Annotated in this window: 15 protein-coding genes; 1 reads left to right on the top strand and 14 read right to left on the bottom strand. The window is 64.9% G+C overall.

What is annotated here, in order from left to right:
• From BLT50_RS12785 to BLT50_RS12775, 3 genes are all read right to left on the bottom strand, one after another.
• Positions 1 to 1,908: a peptidoglycan -binding protein gene (locus tag BLT50_RS12785; protein ID WP_090029084.1), complete on the bottom strand. Its 1,908-nt coding sequence runs from the start codon at positions 1,906 to 1,908 to the stop codon at positions 1 to 3.
• A 3-nt stretch (positions 1,909 to 1,911) separates the two neighbouring features.
• A complete protein-coding gene (locus BLT50_RS12780; RefSeq protein WP_090029083.1) occupies positions 1,912 to 3,123 on the bottom strand; it encodes a biopolymer transporter ExbB in 1,212 nt (403 codons plus the stop codon).
• 66 nt (positions 3,124 to 3,189) lie between these two features.
• On the bottom strand, positions 3,190 to 3,720 hold the full coding sequence (locus BLT50_RS12775) for a gamma-glutamylcyclotransferase (protein ID WP_175491471.1): 531 nt from the start codon (positions 3,718 to 3,720) through the stop codon (positions 3,190 to 3,192).
• Positions 3,721 to 3,785: 65 nt separating this feature from the next.
• On the opposite strand from BLT50_RS12775, the gene BLT50_RS12770 reads away from it, so the two are divergent.
• Positions 3,786 to 4,787 (top strand): DUF2125 domain-containing protein, encoded by a 1,002-nt coding sequence (locus BLT50_RS12770; protein WP_090029082.1) that lies wholly within the window; start codon positions 3,786 to 3,788, stop codon positions 4,785 to 4,787.
• A gap of 4 nt (positions 4,788 to 4,791) precedes the next feature.
• Here BLT50_RS12770 and BLT50_RS12765 read toward each other — a convergent pair whose 3' ends face one another.
• The 11 genes from BLT50_RS12765 to BLT50_RS12715 all read right to left on the bottom strand — a co-directional run bounded on the left by BLT50_RS12765 (position 4,792) and on the right by BLT50_RS12715 (position 16,371).
• Entirely contained in the window at positions 4,792 to 5,538 is a 747-nt protein-coding gene (locus BLT50_RS12765) for an extensin-like domain-containing protein (RefSeq protein WP_090029081.1), read from the bottom strand.
• Entirely contained in the window at positions 5,535 to 6,455 is a 921-nt protein-coding gene (locus BLT50_RS12760; RefSeq protein ID WP_090029080.1) for a prephenate/arogenate dehydrogenase family protein, read from the bottom strand. The genes BLT50_RS12765 and BLT50_RS12760 overlap by 4 nt, the downstream gene beginning before the upstream one ends.
• A complete protein-coding gene (hisC, locus tag BLT50_RS12755) occupies positions 6,452 to 7,537 on the bottom strand; it encodes a histidinol-phosphate transaminase (protein ID WP_090029079.1) in 1,086 nt (361 codons plus the stop codon). Before hisC ends, BLT50_RS12760 begins: the two co-directional genes overlap by 4 nt.
• Before the next feature lie 165 nt (positions 7,538 to 7,702).
• Positions 7,703 to 8,323, bottom strand: coding sequence for a 30S ribosomal protein S4 (gene rpsD, locus BLT50_RS12750; protein WP_090029078.1), 621 nt, complete (start codon positions 8,321 to 8,323; stop codon positions 7,703 to 7,705).
• A 147-nt stretch (positions 8,324 to 8,470) separates the two neighbouring features.
• The gene (locus tag BLT50_RS12745; RefSeq protein WP_090029077.1) at positions 8,471 to 9,538 is read right to left on the bottom strand and encodes a Hint domain-containing protein; all 1,068 of its coding nucleotides are present in this window, start codon (positions 9,536 to 9,538) and stop codon (positions 8,471 to 8,473) included.
• Between the two features lie 127 nt (positions 9,539 to 9,665).
• Entirely contained in the window at positions 9,666 to 10,580 is a 915-nt protein-coding gene (locus BLT50_RS12740) for a lipid A-modifier LpxR family protein (RefSeq protein ID WP_090029076.1), read from the bottom strand.
• Positions 10,581 to 10,654: 74 nt separating this feature from the next.
• Entirely contained in the window at positions 10,655 to 11,356 is a 702-nt protein-coding gene (locus BLT50_RS12735) for an ABC transporter ATP-binding protein (protein ID WP_090029075.1), read from the bottom strand.
• Entirely contained in the window at positions 11,349 to 12,128 is a 780-nt protein-coding gene (locus tag BLT50_RS12730; protein ID WP_090029074.1) for an ABC transporter ATP-binding protein, read from the bottom strand. Before BLT50_RS12730 ends, BLT50_RS12735 begins: the two co-directional genes overlap by 8 nt.
• Positions 12,125 to 13,987, bottom strand: coding sequence for an ABC transporter permease (locus tag BLT50_RS12725; RefSeq protein WP_090029073.1), 1,863 nt, complete (start codon positions 13,985 to 13,987; stop codon positions 12,125 to 12,127). The genes BLT50_RS12730 and BLT50_RS12725 overlap by 4 nt, the downstream gene beginning before the upstream one ends.
• 77 nt (positions 13,988 to 14,064) lie before the next feature.
• Complete coding sequence (locus tag BLT50_RS12720) at positions 14,065 to 15,270, bottom strand: ABC transporter substrate-binding protein (protein WP_090029072.1); 1,206 nt, start codon at positions 15,268 to 15,270, stop codon at positions 14,065 to 14,067.
• A gap of 33 nt (positions 15,271 to 15,303) precedes the next feature.
• Positions 15,304 to 16,371 carry an aromatic ring-hydroxylating dioxygenase subunit alpha gene (locus BLT50_RS12715; protein WP_090029071.1) on the bottom strand — a complete coding sequence of 356 codons (1,068 nt, stop codon included), beginning with the start codon at positions 16,369 to 16,371 and terminating at the stop codon, positions 15,304 to 15,306.
• Between the last annotated feature and the right edge of the window lie 167 nt (positions 16,372 to 16,538).

The following is a 16,538-nucleotide window of genomic DNA, read 5'->3' as shown; positions in this document are numbered from 1 at the left end:
CTATCTTTCGGTCAGCTTCAACTCGATCCGGCGGTTCTGCGCGCGCGCCTCGGGCGTGTCGTCCGGATTGACCGGCTGGTATTGCCCAAAACCGTTCGCGGCCAGCCTGTCAGGCGGGATGCCAAGCGCGTCGATCATGTAACGCACCACCGACAGTGCGCGGGCCTGGCTCAGTTCCCAGTTGTCGGCAAAGGCCGCGCCGGGGCGCACCGGCACATCATCCGTGTGCCCGTCCACCCGGATGATCCAGTCGATCCCGGCGGGGATATCGTCGGCCACATTGCGCAGGATATCGGCCACCTTCGCGATTTCGCGCTCACCATCGGCGCTCAGATCTGCGCTGCCCGCGTCGAACAACACCTCGGACGAGAACACGAACCGGTCGCCTTCGATCCGCACACCCTCCTGATTGCCCAGGATTTCGCGCAACCGGCCAAAGAATTCACTGCGATACCGTTCCAGATCGGCTTTCTCGGCCTCGAGCCGCTTGCGCTCGTCCTCTTCCAGTTGCCGGCGGCGGCGTTCCTCGGCCGCGGCCCGCGCAAGGGCCGCGTTCAGGTCGGACCCCAATGTTTCGATCTGAACCCGCGCGGCGGCATCGCGATCCTTGTAATCGTCCAGAAGTGCGCGCAGCTCGCCCAGTTGCGTGCGCAATGCGGCGACCTGCTGGTTCAGGAGCGCCTGCTGCCGCTGCGCCTCGGTGCTTTCGCCCTGCGCCGTTTCAAGCTCGCGCCGGGCCTGCGCCAGCAGGGCCGCGCGTTCTTCGGCATCGCTCAACGCTTCCTGTGTGCGCTCTTCGGCGGCCAGCGCCTCGGCCAGGCGTTGCTGCACCTCGTCCTCGGTCTGCGCCAATTCCGCCTCGGCATCTTGCGCGCGGGTTTCCGCGGCCAGCTTGGCGGCAAGCGCCCGCTCCAACTCGGCGCGCAATGCCGCTTCGTCGCGATCCTGCGTGGCCTGCATTTCGTCCAGGCGCGCTTGCAATGCCGCTGCATCCTCTTCGGTCGAGCTCAGCGCCGCCTGTGCCTCGTCGCGCGCCAGCAGTGCCCGCGCCAACCGTGTGTTCAGATCCTCCTTGGCTGCGTCGGCTGCAGCCAGCAACGTCAGAGTTTCCTCGGCACGGCGGCGTTCTTCCTCCAGCGCCAGAGTCATCGCGGTCAGCTCGGTATCGGCCTCTTCCAGCCGCTTGCGCAGGGCCGCCGCGGCCTCGGCCTCGGCAAGCCGGGCGGCTTCTTCGTCGGTCAGCGCCTGTTGCAGATCGTCCACCTGCGCCGACAACCCGGCCGCCAGATCCTGGGTTTCCGCATTCTGGCGGCGCAGGTCTTCGATCAACGCCTCCAGTGCCTCGCGCCGGGCCGCGGCCAGACGCGCGGCCTCGGCCCCGGCATCCAGTTCGTCGCGCGCCTGCGCCAGCGCTGCGTTCAGCGCCTCCTGCTCGGTCAGCAGTTCGGCCTTTTCACCTTCCAGCGTTGCGACCTCGCCCAAAGCGGTGTCACGCTGCGCGATCAGGGCGGCGACCTGAGCCTCGAAATCGGTGATGCGGGTTTGCGCCGCCGAAAGTTCCGCCTCACGCTGACCCAGATCCGCGCGAAGTGCCGCGATGAGCGCGGATTGCTGTTCGGCCTCGGCCTGTGCTGCGTTCAGCGTGGCGCCCAGTTCGCCCACCTGCGCGGTCAGATCCTCGTTGCGCTGCCGCTCCATGCCCAAAGCCTGCGCAAGCGCCGCGATCTCGGACGACAGGGCATCCAGCCGCTTGTCCTGCCCGGTGATCGTTTCGCGCAGCACGTATTGCACGACCATGAAAATCGTCAGAACGAACACGAGGACCATCAGCAGCCCGGTCACGGCATCCACGAAACCCGGCCAGATCGACCCCTGGAACCTTTGCCCGGTGCGGCGCGACAGGGCCATGGATCAGCCCTCCTGCTCCGGGTCCGTGTCGATCCTTGCGCTTTCGGCCAGCTTCACCCGGCGCGGAACGCGCGGTTTCGCATCCTGCACGGCACGCGTCAGGCTGGCCAGTTCGGTGCGCAACTCGGTCATGGTTTCCTGCCGGCCCGCACTCAACTCCTCCAGGATGCGCAACAGTTGCACATCGATCGACCGCAGGCGCATCCGGCTTTCGGCGTCCATCCCGTCACCACCGCCGGTTTCGGCCATCGTGGCGACAAGCTGTTCCTGGCTGTCGGCAAGCCGGCTGAGTGCGTCGTGCAACTGCCCTGCCCCGGCCAGCCGGTCGGTCAGACGCTCGACCGAGCCGACAAGCAGGCCAAGCTGGCCGTCCAGCTCGCGCCGCCCGGCTTCGCCTTCGGCGTGCAGCGCGCGCAGCGCCTCCATCTGTTCGGCCATGTGATCGACCATCTGCGCCATCGCTCCATGATCGCCGCCACCCTCGCCTTCGCCGCCAAATCCAAGCCGCGTGATCGAGCTCAGCCATTCCTCCAGCTCGCGGTAGAAACGGTTCTGACCGTGGCCTGCGAACAGCTCCAGCAGGCCGACGACCAGCGATCCCGCCAGCCCCAGCAGGGACGAGCCGAACGCAACCCCCATGCCCGACAACTGCGCGTCCAGCCCGCTCATCAGGCGGCCGAATACCTCGACCCCTTCTTCGCCTTCTTCCGGGGCCAGCCCGCGGATCGTGTCCACCAGCGCGGGCACCGTGGTCGCAAGGCCGTAAAACGTGCCTAGAAGGCCCAGAAAGATCAACAGGTTGACGATATAGCGCGTGATTTCGCGATCCTCGTCGATCCGCGTGCTGACGGAGTCGAGGATCGACCGTGTCGATGTCGCCGCGATCTGCATCCGCTGCCCGCGGGTGCGCAGCAAGGTGGCCAGCGGCGCCAGCAGCACGGGCGGCCGGCCCGAATCCGCCCCGCTTGCGAAATCGCCGATCCAGCGCACGGAATTGAACAACTGCGCCACCTGGTAGAAACAGGCCACGATCCCCAGCAGGAACACGAAACCGATGAACCCGTTGAGATACGGGTTCGCATCGAAAATCGGCAGGATTGTCGGCAGCGCCAGGGCGACCACCCCGGCCGTCAGCAACAACACAAGCACCATCAGAAGGATCTGACGGACGGGTTTGGTAAACTGCGGCTCGGCCTCTCGGTCCGGCTGGTCCATAAGGACAGCTCCTGACACTCGTTTCTTTGCGCGATCCTAGAGCGTCACACCGGGCAAGCCAAGGATTTATCCACAGATCGCCCGCACCCGTTCATCCAGCCATTCCAGATCGGCATCGTCGATGCCAAGCGCGCGTAAATGGGCAACGGTATTGTGCAGATACTCGGTGTTCGGGCCGCGCCCGCCAACGGCGCGCGCGATGATCCCGGCCTGCTCTTCCAGCGGCATGCCGCCGCAATACTGGTCGTGAACGGGGTCGATCACATAGGTCACCGCCTGGACGCTCCGGCCATCCGTCAGTTCCAGCTTCAGCGTCTTTTCCAGATAGGCCGACGATACAAGCTCACGTTCCCGCAAATAGGCCAGCGTGGCTTCCTCGTGCCCTTTACGCACCGCCAGCGCCAACCCAAGGCAGGACGCACCGGGCCATTCGTCCAGCGCCAGCACCAGCCCCGGCACCTCGACCGTGCCGCGATGATGGATCGAGCGCATGCAGAAACTGCGGTGATAGTCCGGCAACCGCGCCAGTACGCTGTCTGCCACCTCGAACCCGGGGTTCCACAGCAGCGATCCATATCCGAACACCCACATCGTCATCTGTCTGGCCCTTCCTTTCCGGCCCCTGTAAACACCACGGCAAGAGAAAGGAAAAGGGCCAGCCGATGAAACGCCTTCTCGTCGTGATCCTTGTCGCTGCCGGTTTGTGGGCCGGTTATTGGTGGATCGGTGCAAGCGGTGTGAAATCCGGTTTTGCCGCCTGGCTCGATGCCCGCCGCGCCGAAGGCTGGGTGGCCGACAGCGCCGCTATAACGGTGCAGGGATTTCCCAACCGGTTCGACACCACGTTCACCGACATCCGGCTGGCCGATCCCGAAACCGGCTGGGCATGGGAGGCCCCGTTCTTTCAGCTCTTTGCTCTCAGCTATCGGCCCAACCATGTGATCGCCATCTGGCCACGCGAACACATCCTGGCCACACCGGTGCAGAAATACGCGATAACGAGCGCCGAAATGCAGGCAAGCGCGGTGGTCGGTGCGGATACGACCCTGCCGCTTGAACGGGCGAACCTTGTCGCCGACACGCTGTCGATCACGGACGAGGCCGGGGAAACCACGGCCATGACCGCCCTGCGGCTTGCCGTCGAAAGGGTCGAAGGCAGCGAGGCCACCTATCACCTGGGCTGGGCCGCCGACAATCTTGCACCCGCTCGAAAGGCGCGGCTGCGCATCGACACGACGGGGCAACTGCCGCAAACGCTCAACGCGTTCCGCGCCGATATCCGGGCCAGCTTCGACCGCCCCTGGGACCGCCGCGCCATCGAGACCGCCCGCCCCCAACCCACGCAGATCACCGTCAAGCTGGCCGAGGCCCGCTGGGGCGACCTGGAATTGGCGGTGGCCGGCGCGGTCGATATCGACGCGACGGGCCGGCCTACGGGCGAAATGACGGTCAAGGCGCGAAACTGGCGCGACATCCTGAAGATGGCGCGCGCCTCGGGGCAATTGCCCGGCGGGTTGGCCGATCAGCTGGAAACCGGCCTTGCGATGATCGCGCAATTGTCCGGCAACAGCCAGACGATCGACATCCCGCTGGAATTCCGTGGCGGCAGGGTCTTTCTCGGGCCCGTACCCATCGGCCCGGCCCCGATCCTGAAGCTGCGATAAACGGTTACTTGCAGTAGCTTCCGCTTCGGTACCGCGCGGTATCGAAATGGAAATGATCGCGGTGAAAGCGGTTTGCCTCGGGGCCCAGGGCCGTGCCGAAAGGTCCGCAGGCACTGCGGTGCATCTTTCGCAAGATCCTGCCCTCGCGGCCACGACCCCAATCCTGCAACACGCTGATCTCGGTGCCGTTGCGCAGGGCGAACCCGCCGATATCGACGGCGCGGCCCTTGCCATGCTCGGATATGCGCGTGCCTTTCTGGCTGTTGCGCGTGCGGCAGGCATAGCTGGCCATCACCCGGATACTGTCGACACCGCCCCCATGGCTGCCGACGGCGGGGCGCATGCCGCGCTCGACCCAGGTCTTCAGCGCCTTTGCCGTTCCGCAATCCATCTTGGCCGGTGTCGACAGCCGCACGCCCGCGACGCTTTTCAGACGCACGGCCTGATCTATCCCGCAGCCGCGCATCTGGCCGGACACCGGGCCGACGGCCTCGCCCTGCAAATCCGGGTCGCCACAAACCGCCCCGCGCTGCAACGCAGCCCGCGTGGCACGCGCCTGCCCTTCGACGCGGGCACTGCGCGGCTGCGGACGAAGCGAGCGGAACAGCCCCCGCAATCCACCCTGAGCCACGGCCGGGGGCGCGATGTCCACAACTCCCGCGCGGGCAATCGGCCGCAGGGACTGCGATGGTGCATCGGCCAGAGCCGCCCCGCCAAGCGACAGGACCAGCACAAGGGCCGCCGCCCTCATGCGCCCTTTGCCGCGCGGCCGAAATCCGGTGCGTCGGTATCCTGCCCCGCTTCGATGATGCCACGCCGGATCGCGCGGGTGCGGGTGAAATAGTCGAAAAGATGCTCGCCATCCCCGGTGCGGATCGCGCGCTGCAGCGCAAACAGCTCTTCGGTGAAGCGGCCGAGGATTTCCAGCGTGGCATCCTTGTTCGACAGGAACACGTCGCGCCACATCGTCGGATCGCTGGCCGCGATCCGGGTGAAATCACGAAAGCCCGCGGCCGAGTACTTGATGACCTCGCTATCGGTCACACGGCGCAGATCGTCGGCCACGCCGACCATCGTGTAGGCGATCAGGTGGGGGGCATGGCTGGTAACGGCCAGCACCAGATCGTGGTGGTCGGCCTCCATCTCGTCGACATGCGCGCCCATGCCTTCCCACAACGCGCGCAGGCGATCCAGCGCCTCAGGGCGCACGTCGCCTTCGGGCACCAGCAGGCACCAGCGATTATCGAACAGTGTGGCAAAGCCGGATTCAGGGCCGGAATGCTCGGTCCCGGCCAGCGGATGCGCGGGGATGAAATCGACACCTTCGGGCACATGCGGGCCGACCGCGTCGATCACCGCGCGCTTGACCGATCCGACATCGGACAGGGTGCAGCCGGGTTTGAGGTGCGGCGCTATTTCCTCGGCCACCGCGCCCATGGCACCGACCGGCACGCACAGGACGACAAGATCGGCATCCGCAACAGCCTCGGCCGCGCTGTCGCAGACCCGGTCGACCAGCCCGATCCGCCGCGCGGTTTCGCGCGTGGCGTCGCTGCGGGCATAACCCGTCACCTCGCCCGCCAACCCGCGGCGGCGCATCGCCAGCGACATCGATCCGGCGATCAGGCCCAGCCCGATCAGGGCGACGCGGGGATAGATCACGCTCACGCCGCCCCCCCCATGAACTGACCAATCGCATGCGCAACCCGCCGGCAGGACGCTTCGTCGCCAACGGTGATGCGCAGGTATTCGGGCAGGTTGTAGCTGGCGACCGGACGCACGATCAGGCCCTGCGATTTCAGGTATTCGTTGCAGGCGGCCGCCTCTTCGGCATCGGCGAACCGCGCCAGGATGAAGTTCGTTTCGCTGGGGTCGCTCTGCACGCCGTGCCCCGCCAGAACCTCGGCCAGCCAGGCCCGCAACCGCGTGTTGTCGGACCGGCATTTATCGACCCAGGCCTGGTCCTTGACCGCGGCCTCGGCCGCCGCCAGCGCCGGCGTCGACAGGTTGAAGGGCCCGCGGATGCGGTTCAGCACGTCGATCACATGCGCAGGGGCATACCCCCACCCCACGCGCAGACCGCCAAGGCCGTAAATCTTGGAGAAGGTCCGCGTCATCACGACGTTGTCGCGCCCCGTCACCAACGACGCGCCGCCATCGAACCCGTCGACATATTCCGCATAGGCACCATCCAGCACCAGAAGCGCGGTTTCGGGAATGCCATCGGCGAGGCGCTGCACCTCGTCCGCGCCGATCATCGTGCCGGTCGGGTTGTTGGGGTTAGCGATGAACACCAGCTTCGTGCGCTTGGTGCAGGCCGCCAGGATCGCATCGACATCCGTGACGCGGTTCTTCTCGGGCACCTCGACAGGCGTGGCCCCCGCTGCAAGCGCCCCGATCCGGTAGATCGCAAAGCCGTGCTCGGTATGGATCACCTCGTCGCCCGGCCCGGCATAAGCCTGGCACAGAAGATGCAGGATCTCGTCGCTGCCAACCCCGCAGATGATTTGCGCGGGGTCCAGATCGTGCACCGCGCCGATGGCGGCACGCAGCGCCGCGTGATCGGTCGAAGGATAGCGGTGCAATTCGAACCCGGCACGGCGGAACGCCTCGACCGTCGCTTCGGACGGGCCGAACGGGTTTTCGTTCGAACTCAGCTTGACAACGTCTGAAACGCCCTCGACATGGCTCGCCCCGCCCACATAGGGCGCGATATCCAGTATGCCTGGCTGGGGGGTGATCTTGGTCATGGCAGCACTCCTCGCCCCGTCTTTAGCGATGGTGCCTGCGCAAGGAAAGAATGAAACGCCCGGCCGCGGCGTGATGTTGCGCCGATGCAAGCAGACCTTGCAAAAAAGAAAACCCGCCGCGGCCGGGCCGGGCGGGTTTTCCTGAAATGCAGGGTATGGCGCAGATCAGTTCTGCGCGTAGAATTCGATGACCAGGTTCGGTTCCATCATCACCGGGTAGGGCACGTCGCTCAGACCCGGGGTGCGCACGAAGGTGGCGGTCATCTTCGAGTGATCGGCGTCGATGTAATCGGGCACGTCACGCTCGGCCAGTTGCACGGCTTCCAGGATGGCGGCCATCTGCTTGGATTTCTCGCGTACTTCGATCACATCACCCTCTTTCACACGGTACGAGGGGATGTTCACGCGCTTGCCGTTCACCAGGACATGGCCGTGGTTCACGAACTGACGCGCGGCAAAGATCGTCGGAACGAACTTGGCGCGATAGACAACCGCGTCCAGGCGGCGCTCCAGCAGGCCGACCAGCAGCTCACCGGTGTCACCGCGCTGACGCTCGGCTTCGCGGAAGATGCGGCGGAACTGCTTTTCGGTCAGGTCGCCGTAGTAGCCCTTCAGCTTCTGCTTGGCGCGCAGCTGGATGCCGAAATCCGACAGTTTGCCCTTGCGGCGCTGGCCGTGCTGGCCGGGGCCGTATTCACGGCGGTTGACGGGGGATTTCGGACGGCCCCAGATGTTTTCGCCCATCCGGCGGTCGATTTTGTACTTGGCAGACGTGCGTTTGGTCACGGCTGGTCTCCTTCGTGGTCAATTGTCGAAGGGCGTTGTCCTCTGGCCTTGCGACCCGACAGGCATCCCCTTGCGGGGGCCACCAACACCAATGAAGCCGCGCTTATACGCCCGCCAAGCCCAGAGTCAACACGCAAATGCGCCCGCTCACGCCGCCTCGTGCTGCAGGATCGCCGCCTCGGATGCGTTCAGGTTACGCCGCGCATAACTGCCATAGGTCGTCGCATCGTATTCCAGTTCGGGATACATCGCCAGAAGACGCGCACGATCCCCGTCGCCCAGCGTCGACAGGGCAGCATTCGCGGGGTGAAAGCTTTCGCTTTGCACGCCATTGGCCCAGATCACCTCGTGCCGGGACAGCAGCAGGTGGATATAGGTCACCTGCTTGAGCGCCGTGTCCACCGCGATGGTCGAGCCATTCACCAGGTCGCGCGCCGCGACCAGAACCTCGGGCGTGTTGAACAGCGCCCGCGCCGCGCGTCCGCGCAACAGCATCCGGTGCTCGGGCGATACGACAAGTTCCTGGTCCGGGCGTTCAACCCCAAGCGCACCTGCGCGGAACCGGATCGGCCGCAGCTTGGGCATCGCGAACAGCCGCGCGCCAGTCATGTGGCGGCTGCCGATCCAAAGCACCTCTTGCGGGCCGTTGTCGCGGGTCTGGATCTTGTCGCCCTCGCGCAGCTCTTCGACAAGGCGCGGACCTTCGGGCGTGGAAATCCGGGTGCCGGGCGTGAAACAGATGACCCCGCCGCTCGACGGACCCATCGGGTTTTGCGCCATCAGATTGTCCAGCGAATGATGCACCACCCACAGGTCGCTGTTGCGCGGGGGCAGCGCGTCGAGGAACATCAAAAGAGGCTGGGCGCCGGGGCCGACCTCGATCACCGTCATGGTATAGGTCTGCGCGCCATCGGTCACCACGATCGAGCAGTCTCCGACCTGCTCGGGTGTGTCGATGCGCGACAGGTCGCGTTCGCCGCTGATTGCCGCTCCGACCAGCCGCCGCACCATGCGCGCGGCGCGCCGCCGGACGTTCTCGTCGCCATCCGCCTTTTCAAGCCGCAACAATTCCTGTGGTCCGTCGACCCGTACCGCATCCCCGCGCCAGGCCCAGGCGGCACCGACACTCAAGGATTCAATCGGTGCGGCCTCAAGACCGTCAACTTCAGTTTGCGACCAGGAGATGACGAACGTGCCCCCAAAGCCCGTTCTCATGCTCTGCCTGTATGTCTGCCTCGGTTTATTATTGTCGCCGACGCTAACAGACACGGCGGACCGCGCAAAGCGTTTTGTTCTCAGAGCATTAGATGTTGTTGTTGATGCGCCACGCCGGGCCGCGCGATCAGAACCGGAAGTTCAGGCTGATCGCCCCCGTCAACTGACCTTCGGGCTGGTTTTCGAATTCCTTGCCAAGGTAGGTCAGCCCGTAGAAGACCTGCGCCCTGCGGCCCTCGTAATGCAGACCCATCCGCAGACGCGTGCGTGTGTCGGTCAGGGTGTAGCCGCGATCTTCCGGCAGGTAGGCGCTGTCGGCGACATGCGCAATATCCGCACCCAGCACGAAGGCAAAGCCGGAAAAGGGCCGGCGCACCGTGCGGTAGCGATGCCCGGTCACACCGTCGCGCACCCACAACTCCCCCTGACCGATGGTGCCCAGCGTCAGGTCGCCGCCGACGCGCAGCAGCGTTTCGTCGCCCGCGCGCGCCTCGACGAAGGGACGCAGCGTGGCCCCCGGTGACAGGCGCAGATCGCGCCCCGCCTCGAAGACAAGCGTGGGATAGAACCCGTTTTCGATCTGCGTGGCGCGCACAGAGTCCGAGGTTTGCGAAATACCGGCCAGGTCATGCAATGCGTCCTGAAAGTCATCCAGACCCGTCTGCGGCCCGGTCATCACCAGATCGGCACCCAGCGCGAAATCCGTTTCACCCCGGCTGAAATGCGTATGCAGCCCACCGAACAAGGCCCCGGCATATGGCCGGTCGCGCGCATCGGGATTGCGGATACTGGCCGGCGCGATGATCTGCCCGCCAAAGCGCAACTCCAGCAAGCGCCCGAACCCTTCGGGCGCACGCCCTGTCCACTCCGGCCCCCAGACGCGGCTGCCCACGGCAGACCCGGTACGCCAGCGATCCCGGACATCCCCGAAGGAATCGTTCACGATCACCCCGCCCCGGCCGATAAGCTGCCTGTCGCCTGCGATGCCCGGCTGCACGAAAACCCCAAGGCAAAGTGCGGCCAAAGCGATGATGCGGATCATGGTTCCGTCCCGGTTCTTCCCTGCACGAAACCCCTTTCTACCCAAAGGCGCACGGCAGCGATAGGCCCGATTGCTCAGACCGAAAGATAGGCGTCGCGGATTTCGGGGTGATCGTTCAGCTCTTGCAGCGTGCCGGTGAATTTCTGCGTCCCGCCCTCGATGATCACGGCCATGTCCGCCACCGCACGGGCGAAATGCAGGTTCTGCTCGGACAAAAGCACCGTCAGCCCCTCTTGCTTCAACTGGATGATGACGCGCGCCATCTGTTCGACGATGACCGGGGCGATGCCCTCGCTCGGCTCGTCCAGCAGCACGAAGGACGGGTTACCCATCAGCGTGCGCGCGATGGTCAGCATCTGCTGCTCACCACCCGACAGCGCCTTGCCGCGGTTGCCGCGCCGTTCCGCAAGGTTCGGAAACAGGTCGAACAACATCTCGGTCGTCCAGGTATAGCTGCCGTCGCGGGCTGGCTGGCGTCCCACTTCGAGGTTCTCCAGAACCGTCAGGTCGGTGAAGATGCGCCGCTCTTCGGGCACGTAACCCAACCCCAGCTTGGCAACCTTGTGGGTTGCCAATCCGGTGATATCCCGGCCCTGGAACGTCACCTTTCCCGATCGCGGCGTGACCAGCTGCATGATGGATTTCATCGTCGTGGTCTTGCCCGCACCGTTGCGCCCCAGCAATGCCACGACCTGTCCCCGCGCGACCGTGAAACTCAGGTCGTTCAGCACATGGGCCTTGCCGTAAAAGGAATTGACCGCGCTCAGTTCAAGCATCTTCTGCCTCGTCTTCGGATTTGAACACGGTCCCGCCGCCCAGATACACCTCCTGCACGCGCGGGTCGTTGCGGATCTGCTCGACGCTGCCATCGGCGATCAGCTCGCCCCTGTTCAGCACCATGATCCGGTGCGCGTGGGCGAAAACCACGTCCATGTCATGTTCGGTGAACAGCACGCTCACCCCCCGATCGCGCACGATATCCGCCGTAAGCTGCATCAGCGCGATACGTTCGCGCGGGGCCATCCCGGCCGTCGGTTCGTCCATCAGCAACAGCGTCGGCTCATGCGCGAGCGCGATCGCCAGTTCCAACCGCTTGAGGTCGCCATAGGCCAGCACGGCGCAATGCCGTTCGGCCTGCCCCTCCATGCCGACCATGGCGAGCAGATCCATCGCGCGGTCACGGTGCATCCTGTGCGCAAAGGGCAGCGCCTTGAACACCTGCCGATTATGCGAGATCAGCGCCATCTGCACGTTCTCGATCACCGTCATCGACGCATAGGTCGCCGTGATCTGGAACGTGCGCCCGACGCCCCGCCGCCAGATTTCGCGCGGGGATTTCCCGGTGATGTCGTCCCCCATCAGGAACACGCTGCCTCGGGTCGGCTTCAACTGGCCCATCAGCATGTTGAAACAGGTGCTTTTACCCGCCCCGTTGGGCCCGATCAGCGCCAGAAGCTCGCCCTTGTGCAACTGAAACGACACGTCGTTCACCGCGACAATCCCGCCAAAGGATTTGGTCAGACCCCGGGTTTCAAGAACCACGCTCATGCCTCGTCCTCCGCCTTGCGCGACAGGCCGAACCGCTCTGCCGCCTTGCGCAACGTGCCGACGATGCCGTCGGGCGCCACGATCACCACGAAGATGATCAGCAGACCCATCGCCAGGCGCCAGTATTCATACCGCGTCAGCACGTCCTCGACCCCCTTGAAGAAGGCCCCGCCGACAATGCCACCCGACAGCGTCTTGACCCCGCCCAGGAAGACCACGATCAGCGCGTCGAAACTGCGCGCGATCTCCAACTCGTTGGGAAAGACCGAGCCCTTCGAGAACACGAACAGCCCGCCGGCCAGACCCGCCATCATCCCCGCAAAGGCAAAGGCGAGCATCCGCACGCGCCGGGTGTTGATCCCCGTCGCCTCGGCCTGCCGTTCGCTGTCGCGCGCCGCGCGCAACGCATAGCCAAAGGGCGAATGCGCGACATGGCGCAGGAACAGGATGCCGCCCACGCTCAGAACCAGCGCGAAATAGTAATACGTGGTCGTCCCGCTCAGCCAGTCGGCGGGCCAGATGCCCAGGATACCGTCATCGCCGCCCGTGAACTCGCCCCACTGGAACACCAGGCTCCACAGAAGCTGCGCAAAGGCCAGCGTCAGCATCGCGAAATAGACGCCGGTCAGACGCAGGCAGACCCAGCCGATGATCAGCGCCGCCATCCCCGCCCCGATCGGCGCCAGCATGAACGCCAGCTCCATCGGCGTGTTCACATGCATCATCAGCAGGGCCGAAACATAGGCCCCGCCGCCGAAATAGGCCGCGTGGCCAAAGCTGACCAACCCGCCCAGCCCGAGAAGGAAATGCAGCGACGCCGCGAACAGGCAGAAAATCAGGATGTCGGTCGCCAGAACCTGGGTAAAGTTCGACCCGATCAATGGCAGCGACGCCAGGGCCGCGACGCCCGCGCCCACCAGCAGCCGCACCTGAAGGCCGGCAGGCTTGATCGGGCGCTCGGGCTCACCGACCTGGCCATGCTCTCCCGCGACTTCTTCGCGCCCGAACAGGCCGTAGGGCCGGATCATCAGCACCAGAACCATCACGACGAACATCAGAACCAGCGTCGATTGCGGCAGGTAGGTCACGCCGAACACGTTGAGAACCGAAATGATCACCGCCGCAAGGTAAGCCCCCGGCAAAGACCCCATGCCGCCGATCACCACCACGACGAAAACGGCCGTCAGGATGTTGAAATCCATTAGCAGGTCGGCCCCGCCCTTGGGCAGTTGCAGCGCGCCGCCCAGGCCGGCCAGCCCGCAGCCCAGCGCGAAGACGCCGGTGAAAAGCCACGCCTGGTTCACGCCCAGCGCGCCCACCATCTCGCGGTCCTGCGTGGCCGCGCGCACCAGGATGCCGACGCGGGTTTTCGTGATCAGGTACCACAGGCCCAGCGCCACGAAAGGCGTGATCACCAACAGCGCAATATCGTATTTCGGAATGGGCTCGCCCATGATGCGCACGACACCCTTGAGGCCCGGCGCGCGTGGCCCCAGCAGGTCGTCCGGCCCCCAGATCATCAGCGCCAGATCCTGCACCACCAGGATGACGCCGAAGGTGGCGACCAGTTGGAACAGCTCGGGCGCGCGGTAGACGGGCCGCAGCACCAGGATTTCCACCAGCATGCCGATCAGGCCGACGGCGATGCCCGCCAACAGGATGGCCCCCCAGAACCCCACGGCGCCGGGCAGCACCTGCATCAGCGTGTAGCCGATATAGGCGCCCAGCATGTAGAAACTGCCATGCGCGAAATTGACGATGCGGGTCACGCCAAAGATCAGGCTAAGCCCCGAGGCGACCATGAAAAGCGCCCCGGCATTGGCAAGACCCGTCAATAGCTGAGCGATGAAAAGGCCCATCTACATCCCTGTTCCGTTTTGAGTATGAGTGCCCCGCCGCGCGGGCTTGCACCACGCGCGGCGGGAAGGGTTGGGGCTTACTCCGCGGGGCGCAGCGCCTTGACCTCTTCGTCGGACGGCAGGTAGTTCGCCCCGTCCTTGTATTCCCAATCCACCATGACGCCTTTGCCGTCACGCAGCGCGATGGTGCCCACATAGGCCCCCATCGTCGACTGGTGGTCGATCGCGCGGTAGGTGATCGGACCCATCGGGGTGTCGAGGCTCAGGTCGTCGAACGCGGCCCGGATTGCATCCGTTTCCGTGCTGCCCGCCTTTTCCAGCGCGGCGGCGATGGACTGAACGGTCATGTATCCCACGATCGACCCGAGGCGCGGGTAATCGCCCCAGCGCTCCTGATAGGCGGCCACGAATTCGCCGCCGGGGCCATCGTTGAGGTCGTACCAGGGATAGCCGGTCACGATCCAACCCTCGGGCGCTTCTTCACCCAGCGGGTCCAGGTACTCCGGCTCGCCCGAAAGCAGGCCGAACACCTGACGCCCGTCGAACAGGCCGCGGTCGGTGCCTTCGCGCACAAGCTTTGCAAGGTCGGGGCCGAAGGTGACGTTGTAGATCGCGTCGGGTTTGGCCCGCTCGATCGCCTGCACCTCGGCACCGGCGTCGATCTTGAACAGCGCCGGCCACTGCTCGGCCACGAATTCCGCATCGGGCTTCAGCTTCAGCAGGTTTTCCTTGAACGCCGCGACCGCATCCTTGCCATAGGCATAGTTGGGCGCGATCGTCGCAAAGGTCTTGGCGTCGGTCTTGGCCGCCTCTTCGGCCAGCATCGCCGCCTGCATGTAGGTCGAGCTGCGCAGCCGGAAGGTATAGGGATTGCCGGATGCCCAGACGATGCTGTCCGCCAGCGGTTCCGACGCGAGATAGACATACCCCTTCTGCGCCGCCAGCGACGAAATCGCCAGGCCCACATTCGACAGGATCGTGCCGGTCAGCATCACCGCGCCGTCGCGCGTCATCAGTTCTTCGGCGATCTTCACCGCTTCGCCGGGTTCGCCCTGGTCGTCGCGAAAGATGAACTCAATCGGGCGGCCCATCACGCCGCCGGCGCCGTTCACCTGCTCCAGCGCCAGCTCGATCCCCTTCTTGTAGGGTTCGGCGAATGCCGCCATCCGCTTGTAGTGGTTGATCTCGCCGATCTTGATGGCCTCTTGCGCCACCGCCGTGATCGGCAAGGCCGCCAGGGCAGCTGCACCCATCAGGCCTTTTAGAAATGTCTTGCGTTTCATGCTGTTTCCTCTCCGTTGGTCCCGCGCCCAGCCTCAGTCGAGCTGGACGAATGTCGGCCTTTCCGGCTCTCCTAGATACTCGGTCGCCTCTGATTCGATCAGGTCGCGGATACGCTTGCGATAAACGTTCGGCGCCTTGTCTATCGCGATCCTGATCGGCTTGCGTTTCTGCGGCCGCTGCTCTTCCTCGTGTATGGCTTCCAGTACCTCCTTGTCTTCCTCGAAGGCGATGCGGAACATCGCGTCCATCTGGGCGCTGGCCTCTTCGTCGCCCTGCGCCGTGTTGCGCAGGTGCATCCAGTGATCGATGGTGTAATCCTCCGTCACCGGGGTGACGAAATGCAACGCGAATATGCGCACGCCCTGGTCGCGGGCGTCCTCGGGCAGGTTCAGCCCGGCATCGACGCTGCCGAAATCGATGACCGCCGTCGAAGGCATGTGCAGATAGTAGTAATGCCAGCGGTCCACATTCCCGGCAAACCCCCCGAATTTCTGGAAGAACCCGACCGGCGGGGCGTTCCTGATCCAGCGCCAGGCCGCGATCACGTCGCCGCTGGTCGAAACATGCACCGGCACATCCTCTGACGCGGCGCTGCCCAGCGTGGTGGGATGCACGAAACTGACATGCGCGGGATCGACCAGGTTTTCCGCGACGTTCAGGTAATGCGCCTTTATGTGCAGCGCGCCGCCATGATGGGCGTACCAGTCGGGGTCGTCGAATTCGTCCATGTGAAAGATTTTCGACGGATCGGCCTTGTCCGCCTCGCCCATCCAGACCCAGACGATTCCGTTGCGCTCTTCGACGGCAAAAGCATCGACATAGGCGCTGCGCGGCAGGTTGTCCTGCCCCGGAACGCGCACGCATTTGCCCGAGCAGTCAAAGGTCATCCCGTGATAGCCGCACTGCACCGTGTCGCCGATGCGCTTGCCCTTGGACAGCGGCAGCAGCTTGTGCGGGCAGCGGTCTTCCAGCGCGACAACCCGGCCGGTCGATGCGCGAAACATCACCATGTTCTGCCCGGTGATGGTGACCGGTTTGAGGTCGTCGCCGAAATCCCGCGACCACCCCGCAACATACCAGGCATTTCTGACGAAGCTCATCCGAACATCCCCCCATAGCCTTTCGCGCCCTGCGGCACCTTGTCCCGATTGGGCACCATCATATTGTTAGTTGTCAAACAATTTTTACGACACTATTCGCGCAAATGTTGGACGACCGGGCCAGTTCGTGAAAGAGTGGAAAGAAATTGAGCGATGTAGACACCATG

It is taken from the genome of Lutimaribacter saemankumensis (assembly GCF_900100005.1).
Taxonomy (GTDB): Bacteria; Pseudomonadota; Alphaproteobacteria; order Rhodobacterales; family Rhodobacteraceae; genus Lutimaribacter; species Lutimaribacter saemankumensis.
This window is presented reverse-complemented; position numbering and strand designations above follow the sequence as displayed.

Excerpts from the sequence above, each read along its gene's own strand:
- BLT50_RS12730 (WP_090029074.1), bottom strand. The coding sequence starts at position 12,128 with ATGAGCGTGGTTCTTGAAACCCGGGGTCTGACCAAATCCTTTGGCGGG.
- BLT50_RS12740 (WP_090029076.1), bottom strand. The coding sequence starts at position 10,580 with ATGATCCGCATCATCGCTTTGGCCGCACTTTGCCTTGGGGTTTTCGTG.
- BLT50_RS12745 (WP_090029077.1), bottom strand. The coding sequence starts at position 9,538 with ATGAGAACGGGCTTTGGGGGCACGTTCGTCATCTCCTGGTCGCAAACT.
- BLT50_RS12775 (WP_175491471.1), bottom strand. The coding sequence starts at position 3,720 with ATGACGATGTGGGTGTTCGGATATGGATCGCTGCTGTGGAACCCCGGG.
- BLT50_RS12720 (WP_090029072.1), bottom strand. The coding sequence starts at position 15,270 with ATGAAACGCAAGACATTTCTAAAAGGCCTGATGGGTGCAGCTGCCCTG.
- BLT50_RS12735 (WP_090029075.1), bottom strand. The coding sequence starts at position 11,356 with ATGCTTGAACTGAGCGCGGTCAATTCCTTTTACGGCAAGGCCCATGTG.
- BLT50_RS12785 (WP_090029084.1), bottom strand. The coding sequence starts at position 1,908 with ATGGCCCTGTCGCGCCGCACCGGGCAAAGGTTCCAGGGGTCGATCTGG.
- BLT50_RS12780 (WP_090029083.1), bottom strand. The coding sequence starts at position 3,123 with ATGGACCAGCCGGACCGAGAGGCCGAGCCGCAGTTTACCAAACCCGTC.
- BLT50_RS12765 (WP_090029081.1), bottom strand. The coding sequence starts at position 5,538 with ATGAGGGCGGCGGCCCTTGTGCTGGTCCTGTCGCTTGGCGGGGCGGCT.
- hisC (WP_090029079.1), bottom strand. The coding sequence starts at position 7,537 with ATGACCAAGATCACCCCCCAGCCAGGCATACTGGATATCGCGCCCTAT.
- BLT50_RS12770 (WP_090029082.1), top strand. The coding sequence starts at position 3,786 with ATGAAACGCCTTCTCGTCGTGATCCTTGTCGCTGCCGGTTTGTGGGCC.
- BLT50_RS12715 (WP_090029071.1), bottom strand. The coding sequence starts at position 16,371 with ATGAGCTTCGTCAGAAATGCCTGGTATGTTGCGGGGTGGTCGCGGGAT.
- BLT50_RS12725 (WP_090029073.1), bottom strand. The coding sequence starts at position 13,987 with ATGGGCCTTTTCATCGCTCAGCTATTGACGGGTCTTGCCAATGCCGGG.